This window comes from Streptomyces sp. NPDC050433 (assembly GCF_044458565.1).
GTDB lineage: Bacteria > Actinomycetota > Actinomycetes > Streptomycetales > Streptomycetaceae > Streptomyces.
Window position 1 is genome coordinate 121375 of record NZ_JBITIB010000016.1, and the last position, 19140, is coordinate 140514.

At 68.4% G+C, this 19140-nt stretch carries 16 protein-coding genes and 1 pseudogene; 14 read left to right on the forward strand and 3 right to left on the reverse strand.

The genetic code is table 11. The features are described 5' to 3' along the window. Positions 1 to 44 precede the first annotated feature (44 nt). From ACIBLA_RS20925 to ACIBLA_RS20940, 4 genes are all read left to right on the forward strand, one after another. Positions 45 to 1058, forward strand: a complete 1014-nt coding sequence (locus ACIBLA_RS20925; RefSeq protein WP_363243938.1) for an aldo/keto reductase — start codon at positions 45 to 47, stop codon at positions 1056 to 1058. A gap of 212 nt (positions 1059 to 1270) precedes the next feature. Next, a complete protein-coding gene (locus ACIBLA_RS20930; RefSeq protein WP_363243939.1) occupies positions 1271 to 1576 on the forward strand; it encodes a GNAT family N-acetyltransferase in 306 nt (101 codons plus the stop codon). Positions 1577 to 1584: 8 nt separating this feature from the next. Continuing rightward, complete coding sequence (locus ACIBLA_RS20935; RefSeq protein ID WP_399199409.1) at positions 1585 to 2103, forward strand: OsmC family protein; 519 nt, start codon at positions 1585 to 1587, stop codon at positions 2101 to 2103. Beyond that, positions 2100 to 3062: a pirin family protein gene (locus ACIBLA_RS20940; protein ID WP_363243941.1), complete on the forward strand. Its 963-nt coding sequence runs from the start codon at positions 2100 to 2102 to the stop codon at positions 3060 to 3062. Before ACIBLA_RS20935 ends, ACIBLA_RS20940 begins: the two co-directional genes overlap by 4 nt. A gap of 50 nt (positions 3063 to 3112) precedes the next feature. Here the strand turns inward: ACIBLA_RS20940 and ACIBLA_RS20945 are convergent. After that, a pseudogene (locus ACIBLA_RS20945) lies at positions 3113 to 3568 on the reverse strand (MarR family winged helix-turn-helix transcriptional regulator); the annotation flags it as partial. Between the two features lie 315 nt (positions 3569 to 3883). Between ACIBLA_RS20945 and tal the strand changes: the two are divergent. From tal to ACIBLA_RS20995, 10 genes are all read left to right on the forward strand, one after another. Further along, positions 3884 to 5011: a transaldolase gene (gene tal, locus ACIBLA_RS20950; RefSeq protein WP_399199410.1), complete on the forward strand. Its 1128-nt coding sequence runs from the start codon at positions 3884 to 3886 to the stop codon at positions 5009 to 5011. Between the two features lie 4 nt (positions 5012 to 5015). Further along, positions 5016 to 6569, forward strand: a complete 1554-nt coding sequence (gene zwf / locus ACIBLA_RS20955) for a glucose-6-phosphate dehydrogenase (RefSeq protein ID WP_399199411.1) — start codon at positions 5016 to 5018, stop codon at positions 6567 to 6569. Then, the gene (opcA, locus tag ACIBLA_RS20960) at positions 6566 to 7519 is read left to right on the forward strand and encodes a glucose-6-phosphate dehydrogenase assembly protein OpcA (protein ID WP_399199412.1); all 954 of its coding nucleotides are present in this window, start codon (positions 6566 to 6568) and stop codon (positions 7517 to 7519) included. The genes zwf and opcA overlap by 4 nt, the downstream gene beginning before the upstream one ends. Continuing rightward, positions 7512 to 9164 (forward strand): glucose-6-phosphate isomerase, encoded by a 1653-nt coding sequence (pgi, locus tag ACIBLA_RS20965; protein WP_399199413.1) that lies wholly within the window; start codon positions 7512 to 7514, stop codon positions 9162 to 9164. The genes opcA and pgi overlap by 8 nt, the downstream gene beginning before the upstream one ends. A 51-nt stretch (positions 9165 to 9215) precedes the next feature. Then, positions 9216 to 10166 (forward strand): phosphogluconate dehydrogenase (NAD(+)-dependent, decarboxylating), encoded by a 951-nt coding sequence (gnd, locus tag ACIBLA_RS20970; RefSeq protein WP_363243946.1) that lies wholly within the window; start codon positions 9216 to 9218, stop codon positions 10164 to 10166. Positions 10167 to 10273: 107 nt separating this feature from the next. Further along, entirely contained in the window at positions 10274 to 10486 is a 213-nt protein-coding gene (locus ACIBLA_RS20975; RefSeq protein WP_363243947.1) for a hypothetical protein, read from the forward strand. A gap of 378 nt (positions 10487 to 10864) precedes the next feature. Further along, positions 10865 to 11968, forward strand: coding sequence for a type III polyketide synthase (locus ACIBLA_RS20980; RefSeq protein ID WP_399199415.1), 1104 nt, complete (start codon positions 10865 to 10867; stop codon positions 11966 to 11968). Further along, complete coding sequence (locus ACIBLA_RS20985; RefSeq protein WP_399199416.1) at positions 11965 to 13281, forward strand: aldo/keto reductase; 1317 nt, start codon at positions 11965 to 11967, stop codon at positions 13279 to 13281. The genes ACIBLA_RS20980 and ACIBLA_RS20985 overlap by 4 nt, the downstream gene beginning before the upstream one ends. Then, on the forward strand, positions 13274 to 14491 hold the full coding sequence (locus ACIBLA_RS20990; RefSeq protein WP_399199417.1) for a cytochrome P450: 1218 nt from the start codon (positions 13274 to 13276) through the stop codon (positions 14489 to 14491). The genes ACIBLA_RS20985 and ACIBLA_RS20990 overlap by 8 nt, the downstream gene beginning before the upstream one ends. A gap of 150 nt (positions 14492 to 14641) precedes the next feature. Further along, on the forward strand, positions 14642 to 15838 hold the full coding sequence (locus ACIBLA_RS20995; protein ID WP_399199418.1) for a DUF418 domain-containing protein: 1197 nt from the start codon (positions 14642 to 14644) through the stop codon (positions 15836 to 15838). 3 nt (positions 15839 to 15841) lie between these two features. Here the strand turns inward: ACIBLA_RS20995 and ACIBLA_RS21000 are convergent, their stop codons facing one another. Together ACIBLA_RS21000 and ACIBLA_RS21005 are read right to left on the reverse strand one after the other, a co-directional pair. After that, positions 15842 to 17665 carry a type IV secretory system conjugative DNA transfer family protein gene (locus ACIBLA_RS21000; RefSeq protein WP_399199419.1) on the reverse strand — a complete coding sequence of 608 codons (1824 nt, stop codon included), beginning with the start codon at positions 17663 to 17665 and terminating at the stop codon, positions 15842 to 15844. Further along, positions 17662 to 19101 (reverse strand): ATP/GTP-binding protein, encoded by a 1440-nt coding sequence (locus ACIBLA_RS21005; RefSeq protein ID WP_399199453.1) that lies wholly within the window; start codon positions 19099 to 19101, stop codon positions 17662 to 17664. Before ACIBLA_RS21005 ends, ACIBLA_RS21000 begins: the two co-directional genes overlap by 4 nt. Positions 19102 to 19140: the final 39 nt, after the last annotated feature.

The following is a 19140-nucleotide window of genomic DNA, read 5'->3' on the forward strand; positions in this document are numbered from 1 at the left end:
GCAGGCCCTGACCTTGACAAGTCCTGTGAAAGGAACGTGACCAGATGCGCATCCCGGCTCGGTCCCTGGGACCCGACCGCTTGGAGGTCGGTGCGATCGGCTTCGGCGCGATGAGCTTCGCCAACGTCTACGGGCAAGGCGGCGATTACAGCCCCGACGCGGTGGCGCGGGAGATTGTCGAGCGCGCGGACAAGCTCGGCGTGACCATGATCGACACCGCCGACGGCTACGGCGACAGCGAGGAAATCATCGGCCGGGCAGTTGCTGGTCGGCGCGACGACTTCGTCATCGCCACGAAGTTCGGCATCGTCTCCGTGCCTGTCGGGGGAGCGGAAGCCCGCATCGACGGCAGCCCCGCCTACGCGCGTGAGCGCCTGGAGCGGTCGTTGCGGAGGCTGGGCACCGACCACATCGACCTCTACTACCAGCACCGTGTAGACCCGACGATCCCGATCGAGGAAACCGTCGGCGCCCTGGCCGAATTCGTCGCCGAGGGCAAGGTGCGCCACCTTGGATTGTCCGAGGCCGCCCCGGACACGATCCGGCGGGCTGCGGCTGTCCACCCGATCACCGCCCTGCAGACCGAATGGTCCCTGTGGGAACGAAGCATCGAAGCCGACATCGTCCCTCTGGCCCGGGAACTCGGCATCGGCATCGTGCCCTACAGCCCCCTTGGGCGCGGTGCGCTTACCGGTGCCATCGCCTCACGCGGGGATCTGAACAGCCAGGACTACCGGCGCGACCTGCCCTGGTACTCGGAAGAGAACCTCGACCGCAACCTCTCCACCCTTGATGTCCTGCGCGGCATCGCGGCGGAGGTGAACGCCACGCCTGGCCAGGTGGCCCTGGCCTGGCTGCTGGCCCAGGCGCCCGACGTCGTCCCGATTCCCGGCACCCGCCGGCCCCAGTACTTCGACGAGAACGCTCTGGCCGCCACCGTCCCCCTCACGGCAGTGCACCTTGCCGCCCTTGAGCGCATCACAGTGCTGGGCGAACGCGACCAAAGCACCGCCATCGCCGCGCATAACTGGATCAACGGTGTCACGCCGCCACGCTGACCGATCGCGCCCGGTCGGCGTACGGCCCGTCGCCGGGTCCGGCGTGACATCGCCGACGGTGGTGATCCCGAACTGTATGGTCGCTCACCTGGCTCGCGGGTGCCGTCGCGGGGGTCGGTTGACTAATCAACTAGCCTGGTGGTTGTCTTGCCGCGGAAGTCTCCTCCTCGTGCGGAGGAACGGCGGCGCAGCGACCATCCCGAGGAGGAGCGATGGAATCCCGCGTGGCGGACAACCCCGGCCGATCGCGTTTCGAAGTCTTCGACGGCGACGAACTCGCCGGCTTCGCCGAGTACCACCGGTACCGGGACGAGATCGCCTTCATCCATACGGAAATCGATCCGCGGTTCGCAGGCCGGGGCCTCGGCGGCGTACTGGCCCGCGCGGCCCTGGGCGCGGCCAGGGAGGAAGGGCTCGGGGTGCTTCCCTTCTGCCCCTTCATCCGTGGCTGGATCGGCAAGCACTCGGAGTACGCCGACCTGGTGCCGCAGGGGCAGCGGGACCGGTTCGGGCTGTGAGGCGGGCCGTGTCGCAGGCGGAGCAGACCGAGACGGCTGATGCCATCCAGCCCCAGCCCCAGCCCGAGTACGTACGAGCCGCAGCCGTGGTCGCCACCAGTTCTGGATCGGACTACCGGGTGGACATACGCGCGGGTCGCCACCCGCTGGCCGCCGATGAGCCGGAGTCGGTCGGTGGGGCCGACACAGCGCCCACTCCCGTCGGCCTGCTGCTGTCGGCGCTGGGCTCCTGCACGGCAATCACCCTGCGCATGTACGCCCAGCGCAAGCAGTGGCCCCTGCCCGAAGTCCGGGTGCACCTGGCATACGAGAAGGGGCCGGACCGGGCGTTCCGCATCACCCGGCGCATCGAGTTGACGGGTGACCTCGACGACGATCGGCGTGCGCGGCTGCTGGAGATCGCCGACCGGACCCCCGTCACGCGGGCGGTACGGGGTGAAGTGCCCATCGTGCCCGCGCCCGAACGCCCGGGACGGCACAACTCCGTACCGCGGCCCGCCGCGACAGAAGGGACGCAGTCGTCATGAGTGACCTCGACCTCCAGCCCGGCCTCCGTGAGTTCGGAGGCCGGGCCGATGTGCCTGGACAGCCCGTCAGGGAGCTGCTGAACCCGCGTGAGGCAAGCCTGGGCGCCACGGTCGTGCGCAGACTGCTGCCGAATCTGGGACGGCGCATGGTGGGCGCCTGGTGCTTCGTCGACCACTACGGGCCCGACGACATCGCCGACGAGCCCGGCATGCAGGTGCCGCCCCACCCGCACATGGGCCTGCAGACGGTGAGCTGGCTGCACGAGGGCGAGGTCCTGCACCGCGACAGCGTCGGCAGCGTGCAGGTCCTGCGTCCTCGTCAGCTCGGTCTGATGACGTCGGGGCGGGCCATCGCGCACGCCGAGCAGAGCAACGTGCCGCATCCCCGGCTGCTTCACGGCGCCCAGCTGTGGGTCGCGCTGCCCGACGCCCACCGGCACACCGCGCCCGCCTTCGAGCACCACGCCGACCTGCCGGCCGTCACGGGTCCGGGGCTGACGGCCACCGTCATCCTGGGCGGACTGGACGGCGCCGTCTCGCCGGGCACGACGTATTCGCCGCTGGTCGGCGCGGACCTCGCGCTCGCCGAAGGCGCGGACGTACGGCTGCCGGTGGAGCCGGACTTCGAGTACGCCGTGCTGACGATGTCCGGAGCCACCGAGGTCGACGGCGTGCGCCTCGACCCCGGCTCCATGCTCTATCTGGGGTCGGGGCGTACCGAGCTGCCGCTGCGCGCCCTCAGCGACTCGGGGCTGCTGCTGATCGGGGGAGAGCCGTTCGAGGAGAAGATCATCATGTGGTGGAACCTCATCGGACGAACCCAGGAGGAGATCGCCGAGGGGCGTGCGGCCTGGATGTCCGGCGATCGTTTCGGGACGGTCCACGGCTACGACGGCTCGCCGTTGCCCGCCCCCGCACTGCCGGCGACCCCGCTCAAGCCGCGCGGCCGTACCCGCTGACCGCCCTGGCCCTGCTGACGGAACGGTACGAAACCGTCCTGGAGCGAATCCTTTTCCAGCTGCTCCAGAAGGCGCTTCGAGAGTTCGCTGAACGTGTTCAGCTCCTGTGGTGTGAAGGGGGCGATGAACAGGCGGCGCACGGCTCCGGCGTGGAGTGGGGCCGCTGCCGCGATCGCCGCCCGGCCTGCCGGGGTGGCGACCACGAACGCGCCGCGGCCGTCCTCGGGGCACGGCTCACGAGTCACCAGCCCACGTTTCGTCATCCGGGCTATGTGGTGGGACATGCGGCTCTTCTCCCATTCCACAGCTCTGGCCAGGTCCAGGAAGCGGAGTCGGCCCTCGGGCGCCTGGGTGAGATTGACGAGGACCGCGTAGTCGGCGGCGGACAGGTTGCACTCGGTCTGCAGATCGTGGGAGAGCCGGCCGATGAGCCTGCTCTGCAACCGGACGAAGTTGCGCCAGGCGTCCTGCTCGGCCGGGGTGAGCCAGCTTGCTTCCTCAGTCATACGTGCAAGCGTAGAGGTGATTGTTGATGTGTCACCTAGCAATGTAGGTTGAGCCTCGGTAACAGTTGATGCATCATCTAATCTGCGGGTCGGCCGTCGGTCAAGGTGCGAGGGTGAGCTTTCTCCCTGTGGCAAGGAGGGGAATCGTGTCGGAGAAGAAGGTCATCGCGGTGGTTGGTGCCACCGGTGCGCAGGGCGGTGGTCCGGCCAGGGCGATCCTCGCCGATTGATCAGAGCCGACGTCAACGTCCGTCGTTCTCGTGACGCGTGAGGTCACGGGCTGATCCCCCTTACACCGAGCAGGAGTTCTGTCCGATGACTGACAACATGAGCGCACTGAAGCGCCTCTCCGAGGAAGGCGTCTCGATCTGGTTGGACGACCTGTCGCGCCGGCGGATCACGTCCGGCAGCCTCGCCGAACTGATCGACCAGCAGCACGTCGTGGGCGTCACCACCAACCCGTCGATCTTCCAGAAGGCCATCAGTGGCGGCGACGGTTACGAGCAGCAGCTCACCGACCTCGCCACTCGCAAGGTCACCGCCGAAGAAGCCCTCCGCATGATCACCACGGCGGACGTCCGCGACGCCGCCGACATCCTGCGCCCGGTCTTCGACGAGACCCAGGGCCAGGACGGCCGCGTCTCCATCGAGGTGGACCCGCGTCTGGCGCACAACACCGCCGCGACTGCTGCCGAGGCCAAGCAACTGGCCTGGCTGGTGGACCGCCCCAACACTCTCATCAAGATCCCGGCGACCAGGGCGGGCCTGCCCGCGATCACCGAGGTGATCGGTAACGGCATCAGCGTCAACGTCACGCTGATCTTCTCCCTGGAGCGCTACCGCGAGGTCATGGACGCCTACGTGGCGGGCCTGGAGAAGGCGCAGGCCGCAGGCGTCGATCTCGCGACCATCCACTCCGTCGCTTCCTTCTTCGTCTCCCGTGTCGACAGTGAGGTCGACAAGAGGCTGGAGACGCTCGGCACCGATGAGGCCAAGGTACTCAAGGGCACCGCCGCGCTGGCCAATGCCCGGCTCGCCTATCAGGCGTACGAGGAGACGTTCGTGGGGGAGCGTTGGGCCGCCCTGGAGCAGGCGGGAGCCAACAAGCAGCGCCCCCTGTGGGCTTCGACCGGCGTCAAGGACCCCGCGTACAAGGACACGCTGTACGTCGTCGAGCTGGTCGCGCCGAACACGGTCAACACGATGCCGGAGGCCACGCTCCACGCCACAGCCGACCATGGCGAGGTCACGGGCGACACCATCACCGGCACCTATGACCATGCCCGCGCCGCCCTCGATGCCGTCGAGAAGCTGGGTATCTCCTACGCCGATGTCGTGCAGTCGCTGGAGGACGAGGGCGTCGCGAAGTTCGAGGAGGCCTGGAACGAACTGCTCGCGTCCACCGAGAAGGAGCTGAAGCGCCTTGCCTCGAAAGGGGATTGACGCGATGCCGGACACAACCCCGACGCCTGGGGCGGACGGGTGGACGAACCCTCTGCGCACCGCTTCCGACCGCCGTCTGCCGCGTATCGCGGGCCCGTCGGGTCTGGTCATTTTCGGTGTCACCGGCGACCTGTCCCGCAAGAAGCTGATGCCGGCCGTGTACGACCTCGCCAACCGCGGGCTGCTGCCGCCGGGCTTCTCGCTCATCGGCTTCGCCCGGCGGGACTGGGAGGACGAGGACTTCGCGCGGATAGTCCACGACTCGGTGCGCGAGCACGCCCGTACGGAGTTCCGGGAGGAAGTCTGGCAGCAGCTCGCCGAGGGCATCCGTTTCATCGTGGGCGACTTCGGTGATGACGAGGCGTTCAAGAAGCTCCGGGAGACCATCGACGACCTCGACGCGTCCCGGGGCACCAGTGGCAACTTCGCCTTCTACCTGTCCGTGCCGCCGAAATTCTTCCCCAACGTCGTCCGGCAGCTGAAGAGGCACGGGCTGGCCGACGCGCCTGAGGGCTCCTGGCGGCGGGCGGTGATCGAGAAGCCCTTCGGGCGCGACCTGAGGAGCGCCCGTGAGCTGAACGCGCTCGTGCACGACGTGTTCGAGCCGGACCAGGTGTTCCGCATCGACCACTACCTGGGCAAGGAGACCGTCCAGAACATCCTGGCGCTGCGCTTCGCCAACCAGATGTACGAGCCGATCTGGAACCGCTCGTACGTCGACCACGTGCAGATCACGATGGCGGAGGACATCGGCATCGGCGGCCGGGCCGGCTACTACGACGGCATCGGATCGGCTCGCGACGTCATCCAGAACCACCTCCTCCAACTCCTCGCCCTGACCGCCATGGAGGAGCCCATCGCCTTCGACGCCGATTCGCTGCTCACCGAGAAGCTCAAGGTCCTGAAGTCGGTGCGGCTGCCGGAGGAACTGGGCGAGCACACCGTGTTCGGCCAGTACGCGGCCGGCTGGCAGGGCGGCGAGAAGGTCGTCGGCTATCTCCAGGAAGACGGCATCGATCCCGTGTCGAAGACCGACACGTACGCGGCCGTCAAGCTGGAGGTGGACAACCGCCGCTGGGCGGGCGTCCCGTTCTACCTGCGCACCGGCAAGCGGCTGGGCCGCCGGGTCACGGAGATCGCGGTGGTCTTCCAGCGTGCCCCGCACTCGCCGTTCGACTCGACCGCCACCGCGGAACTCGGCACGAACGTCCTGGTCATCCGGGTGCAGCCCGACGAGGGCATGACCACCCGGTTCGGTTCGAAGGTGCCCGGCACCTCGATGGAGATCCGAGACGTGACCATGGACTTCGCCTACGGCGAGTCGTTCACCGAGGAGAGCCCCGAGGCGTACGAGCGCCTGATCCTCGACGTCCTGCTCGGCGACGCCAACCTCTTCCCGCGTACCGAGGAGGTCGAGGAGTCCTGGCGGATCCTCGACCCGATCGAGGAGTACTGGGAGACGCACCGGAAGCCCGCGCAGTACACCTCGGGCGGCTGGGGCCCCACCGAGGCCGACGAGATGCTCGCACGAGACGGACGGAAGTGGCGCAGGCCGTGATCACCGACCTCACGTACACGACGGCCGCCCGGATCAACAAGGCGTTGACCGAGGGCAGGGCCAACGGCAGCGCCGCTGTCGGCATGGTGCTCACTCTCGTCATCGTCACCGACGAGGAGAACGCACACGACGCGGTGAAGGCCGCGACCGAGGCCTCGCGTGAACATCCCTCCCGGATCCTGGCCGTCATCAAGCGGCCGGCCCGTGGCTTCCGGCACCGCAGCGAGCCCCGCGTCGACGCCGAGGTCCGTATCGGCGGCGATTCCGGCAGCGGTGAGACCGTGCTGCTCCGGTTGTACGACGAGGCGGTCGACCACGCCGACTCGGTGATCCTGCCGCTGCTGCTGCCGGACGCCCCGGTCGTCGTCTGGTGGCCGGCCGACGCCCCGGCGGCGCCCGCCGAAGACCCGCTGGGCGCGCTAGCCCAGCGCCGGATCACCGACCTGTACGCCGTCGAGGAACCGCTGCGGGAACTGGCCGCCCGTGCGGCCTCCTACGCCCCCGGCGACACGGATCTGGCCTGGACGCGCCTCACCCCGTGGCGTTCCATGCTGGCCGCCGCGCTCGACCAGGTCCGCGCCACCGTCACCTCGGCGGTGGTGGAGAGCGAACCGGGCAACCCCAGCGCCGAGTTGCTGGCCCGCTGGCTCACCGACCGCCTCCGCGTGCCGGTCGAGCAGCGGGACACCGACGGCCCCGTGGTGACAGGGGTCCGGCTGTACACCGAGTCGGGCGAGATCCATATCGATCGCCCGGTCGGCGTGGTGGCGACCCTCTCCATCACCGGCCAGCCCACCCGCACCCTCGCCCTGCGCGTGCGGAGCACGGCCGAGCTGATCGCCGAGGAACTGCGGCGTCTCGACCCGGACGACGCGTACGCGGCGGCGCTGCCCACCGCTGTGACACCACCGGCACGGCCGCGCACGAATCAGGAGCCGGAGCATGCCTGACACCCTCCGAGTCAACGAACTGCCCGAGTTCGCGGCGCTCGTCAAACACCGCGAGGACTTCGGGCCGACGCATCTGCGAGATCTCTTCGCGGCGGACGGGGACCGTGCTCAGCGTTTCGCCGGGAGCGTCGGTGACCTCCTCGTCGACTACTCCAAGCACCTGATCACCGACCGGACGCTCGATCTGCTGCGGGAACTGGCTACCGCCACCGGCGTGTTCGGCCTGCGCGACGCGATGTTCCGCGGTGAGCCGATCAACGTCACCGAGCGGCGGGCCGTGCTGCATATCGCGCTGCGCGCCCCGCGGGACGCGGTGATCGAGGTCGACGGCGAGAACGTCGTACCGAAGGTGCACGCCGTTCTCGACAAGATGGCGGCCTTCGCCGGGCGAATCCGTTCGGGAGAGTGGTCCGGGCACACCGGCAAGCCGATCCGCAATGTCGTCAACATCGGTATCGGCGGGTCGGACCTGGGCCCGGCGATGGCGTACGAGGCGCTGCGGGCCTACACCGACCGCTCGCTGACCGTCCGCTTCGTCTCCAACGTCGACGGCGCGGACCTGCACGAGGCCGTGCGGGACCTGGACCCGGCGGAGACGCTGTTCATCGTCGCCTCGAAGACCTTCACCACCATCGAGACGATCACCAACGCGACCTCGGCGCGGACCTGGCTGCTGGCCGGGCTCGGCGATGATCCCGGATCCGACGCCGTCGCCAAGCACTTCGTGGCGCTGTCGACGAACGCCGAGAAGGTGTCGGACTTCGGTATCGACACGGCCAACATGTTCGAGTTCTGGGACTGGGTCGGTGGCCGGTACTCGTACGACTCGGCGATCGGTCTGTCGCTGATGATCGCGATCGGTCCCGACCGGTTCCGGGAGATGCTCGACGGCTTCCGGCAGGTCGACGAGCACTTCCGCACCGCGCCCGCCGAGGCCAACGTGCCACTGATTCTTGGTCTGCTGGGCGTCTGGTACGGCAACTTCTTCGATGCCCAGTCGCACGCCGTACTGCCGTACTCACACTATCTGTCCAAGTTCACGGCGTACTTGCAGCAGCTGGACATGGAGTCCAACGGCAAGTCCGTGGACCGCGACGGGAACCCGGTGCGGTGGCAGACCGGGCCGGTGGTGTGGGGCACGCCCGGCACCAACGGCCAGCACGCCTACTACCAGTTGCTCCACCAGGGCACGAAGACGATCCCGGCCGACCTGATCGGTTTCGCCAACCCGGTCAACGGACTGGAGCCCGAACTCGACGCCCAGCACGACCTGCTGATGGCCAACCTCTTCGCGCAGGGCCAGGCGCTCGCCTTCGGCAGGACCGCCGACGAGGTACGGGCGGAAGGCATCCCGGAGGAGCAGGTTCCGCACCGCACCTTCCGCGGCAACCATCCCACCACCACCATCCTGGCGCCCGAGCTGACTCCGTCGGTGCTCGGCCAGCTGATCGCGCTGTACGAGCACAAGGTGTTCGTGCAAGGCGCGATCTGGAACATCGACTCCTTCGACCAGTGGGGCGTCGAACTGGGCAAGGTCCTCGCCCAGCGAGTGGAACCCGCCCTGACCCAAGGCGCCGAGGTACCCGGCCTCGACACCTCCACCAGCGCCCTCTTGGCCGCCTACCGCAGGATGCGGTGGCGATGACGCGGGTCCACGAGGTCTTTGTGAAGGCTCCCTTCAGCCAGGACGGGCGTCATGTCCGCCACATCGGAATGCTGGCCGGCCACGAACAGCACAGGAGCACGTGACATGACGGCGATGGAACTCGGACTCATCGGCCTGGGCAAGATGGGCGGCAACATGCGCGAGCGGATCCGCCGTGCGGGCCACACCGTCATCGGCTACGACAGCAACCCCGAGGTCTCCGACGTGAACAGCCTCGGTGAACTGGTCGGCAAGCTCGATGGCCCGCGCGTGATCTGGGTGATGGTCCCCGCGGGTCCGGCGACACAGGGCGTCATCGACGAGCTGGCGGAACTGCTGTCTCCCGGTGACATCGTGGTCGACGGCGGCAACTCCCGCTGGACGGACGACGAGAAGCACGCCCTTGAGCTCGCCGCGAAGGGTATCGGCTTCGTCGACGCCGGCGTCTCCGGCGGTGTCTGGGGTCTGCGGAACGGTTACGCCCTCATGGTCGGCGGTGCGGCTGAGGACATCGCCGTCGTGCGGCCGGTCTTCGAGGCGCTCAAGCCGGAGGGTCCGTACGGCTATGTCCACGCGGGCAAGGTCGGCGCCGGGCACTTCGCGAAGATGGTCCACAACGGCATCGAGTACGCCATGATGCAGGCCTACGCCGAGGGCTGGGAGCTGCTGGAGAAGGTCGACTCCGTCACGGATGTGCGTGAGGTCTTCCGGTCCTGGCAGGAGGGCACGGTCATCCGCTCCTGGCTGCTCGACCTGGCCGTGAACGCCCTGGACGCCGACGAACACCTCGACAAGCTCAAGGGATACGCCGCCGACTCGGGTGAAGGCCGCTGGACTGTCGAGGCCGCCATCGACAACGCCGTACCCCTCCCCACCATTACCGCCTCTCTCTTCTCCCGGTTCGCGTCCCGGCAGGACGATTCCCCGCAGATGAAGATGATCGCCGCCCTGCGTAACCAGTTCGGCGGCCATGCCGTCGCCGCCGTGGGTGACAACGAGTAGTCGCGCGAAACGACGGCCTCACAGCCGGTGCCGAGCCTCAGCCGAGCAGCCTCCGCCACCGGCCCCTTCCTGTCAGTCAGCAACCCATCCAGGAATGTGAAAGTGACATGAACCAGACGCTGTCACGACGCCTGCACCCACTCAGCCGCAACACGGACAAAGGCGAATACGCCACCGGCCAGTACCGCGGCATGCTGATGCGCGCCCTGGCGCTGATCGCCCCGACCGTCGGCCGGCTGCCCACCCCTCAGGAACAGACCCTGACCTCGCCAAGTTCAACATGGGCGCACCGAAGGTGCGGTTCACCTTCGGCTTCCTAAAGACGACCTCCAAGCCCTACCAGGTAATTGATCGACCAGGGTGAGCCAGGCGTTGAACCACCCAACAACTTCGACCGTAGTTGATCAACACAGGGACCACTGAGCCCGATGGATGAACACGGCGATCCCTGTGCCCGCTGAACCGGTGCGATGTGTTGTCCGACTTGGGAGGTTGTGGCGATGACACGACTACGGAGGTCGAGTCCGGACGGGCTGACGGAGGAACATCCGGCCGGCCGGGGCCGGATGACGGGGTGTCCTGCGTTCCACCGCCCCGCGGGCGCATTCTCGACGCTGGAATCAGCGGCCTCCCGAACTCCCGCAGCACGTCCGGAACGAGACTGAATCATCTGTTCCAGAATATCGATCGGAAGACGCGTGCCTGTACTTTGCTGCCCAGCAGTCGATGTACCTGAATACACGATCAGCATGCAGGAGACGCTTGAGCTTGCGGAGCGCCTGCACCCTGACCACAGTCAGCTGCCGTTGGCACTCAAGTTGATCAACAATACGGGAGTACGGACCCGGCATCTGGTTCAGCCCATCGAAAGAACCCTGGCGCATCCGGGATTTGAGGAACGCAACCGAATTCATCTCCATGAAGCGAAGGCCCGGATCCCGGCCGTGGTCGAGCGGGCACTGCGGAATGCCGCGCTCAGCGCCGACCAGGTTGATGCCATCATCTACGTGTCGTGCACGGGGTACAGCATGCCCTCCATGACCGCATGGATGATCAACAGCCTGGGGTTTCGGGCGGACACACGACAGTTACCCATCTCGCAGATGGGTTGCGCCGCGGGCGGCGCTGCCATCAATCGTGCCAGTGACTTCTGCCGGGCCCATGCCGACGCGAATGTCCTGATAGTTTCCTGTGAATTCTGTTCGCTCTGCTATCAACCGACCGATATGACCGTGGGCAATCTACTGTCCAACGGGTTGTTCGGGGACGCGGTGGCGGCGGCGGTCGTTCGCTCGGAGGGGGGCAGCGGAATACAGTTGACGCGGAACGGATCGCACCTCGTGCCGAACACAGAGGACTGGATATCGTACGCGGTGAAGGCTACCGGGTTCCATTTCCTGCTCGACCGAAGAGTTCCAGGGACGATGAAGCAACTCGCCCCTGCTCTCCGCGATCTGGCCGACCAGCACGGGTGGGACGCGGGCGCGCTCGACTTCTACATCATTCACGCCGGCGGACCGAGGATCCTCGACGACCTGTCTCTTTTCCTCGGCGTCGATCCGGCCATGTTCTCCTACAGCCGCAGCACCCTGACGGAGTACGGGAACATCGCCTCCGCTGTCGTGCTCGACGCCCTGCGCCGACTGATCGAATCAGGGACCGTTCCGCACGGAGCACGGGGGATGCTCGCCGGGTTCGGGCCGGGCATCACTGCCGAAATCGCGCTGGGCACCTGGGTTGCCCCTGACACGCAATTCTCCACGCCGTTCCCCTCTCACGAAGTAAAGGAATTCGCACTGTGAGCATATCGCCGAAAGGCGTCAGTCAGCAGTTGACCATCGGAGGAGACCGCACGGTCAACCGGATCGGCTACGGTGCCATCAAGTTGACCGGGCCGGGATGCTGGGGGCCGCCGAAAGACCCCTCTTCAGCCATCCGACTGCTGCGCCGCGCTGTGGAGTTGGGCGTCAACTTCATCAACACCGCGGATGCCTACGGGCCGGACTTCAACGAGCAGATCATCCGCGAAGCACTGCATCCATACCCCGAAGACCTGGTGATCTGCACCAAGGGCGGCTTATTGCGGCGTGGCCCCGGAGACTGGCGGGAGGGGTACATCGCCGCTTGTGGCCGGCCCGAGTACCTGCGCCAGCAGGTCGAGATGAGCCTGCGCAACCTGGGTCTGGACTGCCTCGACCTGTATCAGCTGCACAGCATCGACCCGACTGTGCCCCTCACGGACCAGGTGGGTGAGCTGCGACGGCTTCAGGAAGAGGGGAAGATCCGGCACATCGGGCTTTCCTCGCAGCCCGGAGTGACGATAGAGCAGTTGAAGGAGGCGGCCAGCGTCGCCACGATCGCGTCGGTGGAGAACCTCTACAACATCGGCGACCGCACCGACGAGGCGGTCGTCAGGTATGCCGAGGAACACGGCATCGCCTACATCTGCTATTGGCCGCTGGGCAGCGGAAGCCTTCTGGCGCCCTCCAGCAAGCTGGCCAAGGCGGCCGGTGAGATCGGAGTGAAGCCCGCTCAACTCGCCCTCGCCTGGCTGCTGCACGACTCGCCCAGGACACTGCCGATCCCCGGCACCACGTCGATCGAGCATCTGGAGGAGAATCTGCGGGCGGCCGACATCCTGCTGGACGACGATCAGTGGGACGAGATCGCCCGAAGCAGCCGGGAGGAAGCTCCGACCCGGCCCTCCGCCCCCGTTCGGCGCGAACCGAAGGAGCACCCGAACGTCGAAACCCTGCGATCCGTGTACGAGAACCTCTCATCCATCGGGGAGTACTCGGACGACGACGTCGTCCTGCACCCGGCCGGGCGCACCGAGCGCGATCCCGGAGATATCGTGGGCAAAGCGGCGGTCGTGGCCCGGCAGGCGGCTCTTCTCGAACTTCACCACGGCACCACGGTGATGGAGCTGGAGAGCATCATCGCCAACGACTACTTCGGGGCGGTGCTGGGCACCGTGCACACTCAGTACCCACAGGTCGCGGCAGTGCGGTTCTGCGGACTCTGGCGCTTCCGGGACGGCCGAATCGTGGAGCACTGGGAGAACGCCTACAACACTCAGGAAGCCCTGAAAAAGCTGACGCAGACTCATGGCTGAGGAATCCCCGGTGGACGACAGCCGAGTCTGGGACTGCCCCTTCCAGCACAACGAGGCACTTGAGTTCGATCCGCTCATGCTGCGGCTGCTCGATGAGGACCCTGTGGCGCGGATACGCATGCGACACGGGAGCGGCGAGGCATGGCTGGTGTCCCGGTACCGAGACGTACAGGTGGTCACCTCGGACCGCCGATTCAGCCGGGCCGCCGGCATCGGCCGGGACCTGCCGCGGATGACGCCGCAGCCGATAGCGCACTCGGACGCGATCAACAACATGGACCCTCCTGAGCACACCCGGTTTCGCCGGGCGATCGCTCAGGGGTTCACCCGCCCCGCCGTCGAGCGTCTGCGGCCCCGCACCGAGCGAGCGGTGAATCAGCTGCTGGACGAAATGGCCGGGACGAGCGCTCCGGCCGACCTGGTCCAGCACCTGTCCTCTCCACTGCCTCTGGCGGTGACGAGTGAGATGTTCGGCATCCCCGAACGTGATCGGAGCTGGTTCCAGGAACGGGCTGCGGCGGTCATGACGTTGGCGACCGGGCGGAGCGCCGAAGCAGCGCAGGCGAAGACGGATCTGCGCGGGTACTTCACCGAGTTGGCCGAGCGCAGGCGACGGGAGCCGGGTGACGACCTGCTGAGCGCGATGAGCAGGGCCGAAGGTGCCGACGAGCCGCTCACCGACACCGAGCTGGCCATGCTCGGGCAGGTGATCGTGGTCGCATCCGACACGTTGACCTTCGAGATCAGCAATTTGATCTACACCTTGCTCACCAGGGACACCCTCCTCGCCGAGCTCCGGACACGGCCCGAGCGGCTCCCTGCCGCGATAGAGGAGATGCTGCGGTTCATTCCCTTCCGACAGGGCGTCGGTATTCCACGGGTGGCCACCGAGGACGTGGAGCTGAGCGGGACAAGGATCCAAGCTGGTGACGCGGTACACGTGTCGTACCTGAACGCCAACCGGGACGGCGAAGTGTTCCCCGACCCGCACGAGTTGGACCCGCGACGGGAATCGGCGCGGCACATGGTGTTCGGATACGGCCCGCACCGGTGTCCCGGCGCGCAGTTGGCCCGGATGGAGATGCAGGTCGCCTTGGCGGCGCTCCTGCGCCGCTTCCCGAAGCTGCGGCTGGCAGGCGAAGCCGGCGACATCGTATGGAACGCGGAGTCCATCTGGCGGTTCCCGCTCGCGCTTCCGGTCCGCTGGTGAGGCTCCGGGGCAGCGCTGCCGTGGCGGGACCGGTTGAACCGTTCAGGCGGGTTTCACGTGGTGGTCCCCGGGCGGCGGCGACGCAGATGTGGTGATGGTCGGCGCGGCCTCGCCGTTCGTTTCGCTCCGCATCGGTCCCGGAGGCCCCTCTTGCGTTCCTCGCGCCGTACACAGGCATCTCGCGCCACTGAGGCGCTACCGGGGAGCGAGCGGATACGAGAGATCGACCTGCTGCGCGGATTCGCCCTGCTGGGCATTCTCCTGGTCAACGTCCAGTCCATGGCCGGACCTCATACGGGTCCGGGGGGTGAGTTGTCCGTGTGGTGGGTGGACGAGGCGGCCGAGTGGCTCGTCACCGCCCTGGTCAGTGCCAAGTTCTACCTGCTCTTCTCCTTCCTGTTCGGATACAGCTTCGTGTTGCAGAGGGCCTCGGCCGAGCGCGCGGGGGCACCGTTCGCTCCTCGGCATCTGCGCCGGTTGAGCTGCCTGTTCCTCCTGGGGCTCGTGCACGGCGTCGTCCTCTTCTCCGGCGATGTCCTGATGGTCTACGCGGTGCTGAGCCTCGTCCTCTTCGCGGTCAGGGACATCGAGCCCCGGACCGCCGTACGGGCGGCGGCCTGTCTTGTCATCGGTGTCGCGGTATGCCTGCTGGTCTGGGGCCTGTCGATGGTCGCCTACGCGGAGCCGGTGAATCCGCAGGACCGCACGGCTGCGATCCAGGAGATGGCGGCTGCCTACAAGGGAGACTTCGGCTCCGTCGTCCGGGCCAATCTGGGCTCGTTGCGTGACTCCCTGGGCTGGAACATCCTGTACGGCGCCGACATGCTGGCGGCCTTCCTGGTGGGACTCGCCGCCGGCAGGCGCGGGCTGCTCACCGACACCGGCCGGCACCGTGCCCGGATGGTGCGGATCGTCGTACGCGCCCTGCCCGTCGGCCTGGCGGGGAGCGTCTTCATGGCCCTCTGCCACAACGGTCCGCTGGACGCCCGGTGGTACGACATCGGCTCCGCCGTCGGCGTGCTCACCGCCCCGGCACTGACGGCCGCGTACGTCTGCGGACTGCTGCTTCTGCTGCGCTCCCGGCCCGGCGGCCGGGCCGCCGGCGCCCTGGCCGGGGCCGGCCGGCTGGCCCTGACCCACTACCTCACCCAGTCCCTGGTGATGGCGCTGGTCTTCACCGGTTACGGACTGGCCTGGTACGGCCGCCATGGCGCCGCGGTGCTGCTGGCGGGGTGCTTCGCCCTGTACGCGGCGCAACTCGCGTACGGCGGCCTGCTGTTGCGCCATGTCCGGTACGGACCGGCCGAATGGCTGCTGCGCGCGGCGACGCTGGCTCGCAGGCCCTGAGATCTACGCGTACGGCTTGTCCAGGGACACCGCGTCCCTCTCCCACTTGCTCATGGTGTCGGCGGGAGCGCCGCCGCCGGACCAGGAGCGGGCGGCCCGCTCGGTGATGGCTGCCGTCTCGGCCTTGGCCGCCGCCGAGATGGCACCGGCGTTGGGCTCCTTGTACCAGGGACGCAGACGGATCAGGGCGGGCCGTACACCGGTGGCCAGCAACAGGGCGGTGCCCTTGGGCAGCGCTCGTATCCGGTCCGCGGGCAGCACGGGGTCCAGCCGGTAGGAGTACGAGTGGGAACCGCCGTCCTTGCTCCTGGAGTAGGACGCGGTGCGTACGTCGTGGTTGCCGACGAGCTTGGAGATCTTCTCCACGAAGTCGGCGTCGTCCAGGCCCGCGCCGAGCAGCTTGATGGTGGCCGCGCTCCACAGGGCGTCCATGCCCGCCTCGCCCCACACGCGGCTTCCCTGCCGGTAACTCTGAAGAAGAGTCACGACGTTGATGCCGCGCGAGCCGAAGTGGCTGTACAGGTCGGGGAGGTCGGAGATACGGCAGACGTTGGCCGCCTCGTCGAGGACCGCGGTCATCGGAGGGTCGAGCCGCCCGCCCATGCGCTCGGCGGCCACCACGCCCGCGCGCATCGTCGCGTCGGCGAGCCCCGCGATCACCCCCGCGGCCGAGCCACCGCCGTCCTTCGACAGCAGATAGAGGGTGTCGGTGGCCAGCACGTGCTCGTGCGGCTTGAACTGCGGCAGTGCGGGATCGGGCGTCACCCAGGCCACGATCTCCGGGTCGAGCAGACAGGCCACGCACTGCCGGGCGGTCTCGTAGATGCCGTCGCGGGTCTCCACCGCGCCCCGGACCGTGCCCTGCAACTGCTCGGCCATGGCGATCATGTCGACATCCCGCAGCAGGTCGATCGGCGTGCGGTCGGCGGGGTCCGCGAGCCATGCCAGCAGGTCGAGCACGGATGCCTTGCCGCGCGCGGCGGCGAGGAACAGGGCGGTGAGGGTGTTCTGGGCCGCGGAGATCCAGAAGTCCTTCTTCGACTGGTCGTCGTTGACGGAGGCGACGAAGTGCCCGGCCAGCCGGCGGGCGCCCTCGATGGTGTGACAGTCGGCGAGGATGTCCCACCACATCTCGCGCGGGGTGTGGGCGATGCCCTGCGGGTCGAACGTCCAGACCCGGCCGGCCTCTTCGCGTGCGGCGCGGGTGACGGCGTAGACGTCGGACTTGTTGGAGGTCAGCAGTACCGCTCCCTGGGCGCGCAGTACGCGTGGGACGGCGATGCCGGTGGACTTGCCGGCACGCGGGGCCATCAGGTCCAGCTCCACGTCCTCGTAGGACGAGCGCAGTTCGGGGCCGCTGGGATCGAGGTCGCCGAGGAGGTTGCCCGTCTCGTCGGGGTGCAGATGCTGGCGGCCCTTGAGCGAGGGGCGCAGGTCGCGGGCGCGCTCAGCGATGCCGGCCGGGGCCAGGGCGGCCAGTTCCCGGCCCCCTGCCAGCCCTTTGGGCCGGGCGGCGCGCCGCATCACCCACCGTACGACGAGCACGCCGGCGGCGACGGCCGAGCCGAAGACCAGGACGATACCGGCGACCACACCGGCGGGCGAGGCGTCCGGCCAGAGTCCCGCGGGGCCGTCGGTGACCAGGGTGCCGAACGTCGCCAGGGCGAACGGCGGAGGATTCCAGCCGGCGCCGGTCAGCGCGGCGCCCAGCGTGCCGCCGAGCCACACGCCCCCGAACACCACCAGGCTCACGCCCGCCACGGCGACGATCGCCCAGGGTGCCAGCTCGCCGCCGAGGCTCCTGCCCTTGGCCGCAGTCGCGCTCACGCGGTCCAGTTCCTTTCTGTCTCCGACAACTTGGAGAGGTCGGGAACATGCGCGGACGCCTGCTCGACGACGGGATCGTTCGACGCCCAGCGTTTGTTGGTGTCGTGCAGGCGCCGTTCGGTGTCGGTGATGGCGACCTGGATCGGGATGCCGGGCCGGCCACCGACCTTGATCAGGAAACGGCCGCGGCCGGGTGGCTCCTCCCGGTCCCCGTGCGCCGCCCAGCCCGGGGGCGAGGACCAGGAGGAGACCAGATCGATCTCCCGCCGGGACAGGCCGACGATCTGGCCCAGCTCCTCCATCTCCTGGCGCGGCAGCCCCGCGCAGACCACCATGCCGGCGCGTTCGACGAAACCACGTGCCTTGACCCGGTCGGAGTCGGTGCCCAGCGCCTCGGCGTCCTTCAGAGTGTGTGTGATCTTGGCGTCACCCAGGCCGAGGCTTCGGTTGAGCCGGGTCAGGGCGTCGATACGGTCCACGATGCCCGAGGCCGCGCGCAGCGGTCTCCACAGCTCGTCGAGCACGGTGAAGAACCAGCGCCGGGGCCGCAGTCCGGCGTCCGCCAGGGCGTGCGAGGCGGCCACGGTGCCCAGGCCGTCGGACCAGGCGGCCAGCATCGCCGCTGCGGTGAGCTGGGTGTCCGCCTCGCCGATCCGGGAGATGTCCACGCACACCGCCGGTGAGTCCAGGTCGATGCGGGTGGACGTCTCGGAGGCGAACGTGTCGCCCAGCGGTCCGTCGAGGATGCCCAGCAGCGAGCGGTGCAGCGGGTCCACGGCGTCGCGGTAGCGGGTCTCGTCCCCGCGGTCCAGAGTCACCGCCCGTACCCGGTCCGGCCCCTCGGTGATGATCCGGAGCAGATCGGGCAGCAGCGGCTGGCGGCCGGGCGGTGTGTGCTCGCGCAGATGGTGCAGCGCCGCGGACAGCACCGACTGCTCGTGGTCGTCGACGGGACGGTCGCGCACGATGGTGACCAGGGCGGCGACCATGTTGAGCACACGGCCGTGGGTCTCGGCCATCAGCACCCGGCCGGCCTCGCCGCCGATGCGCTCGGCGGCGGCGCCCATGGCCCCCGGGTCCAGGACGTTGATGCCGCCCACTCCGCGCCCGATGGAGATGACCTGTCCGCCCAGGGCGCGCACGGTGTCGGCGTAGTCGGGCTTGAGGTCGCCCAGCACCAGCGGCACCACACCGGTGGCGGCCAGCCCGATGAGCATCCGGTTGACCAGGGTGGACTTGCCCAGGCCCGGCATCCCGAGCATGAACAGTGAGGGGTTGGAGATGTACTGGGCGCGGGTGAACCACGACAGCGGGTCACCGCAGACGGTGGCTCCGGTGAACAGGTGCTGGCCGAGCGGGACACCGCTCATCGGCGCGCCGGAACCCGCCGCGAACGGCCACAGGCCGCATGCCTGCACGGTCGTCGCCCGCCACATGGTCGGCGGGTCCACGTTGGCCACCTGGCCGCCGCCAGG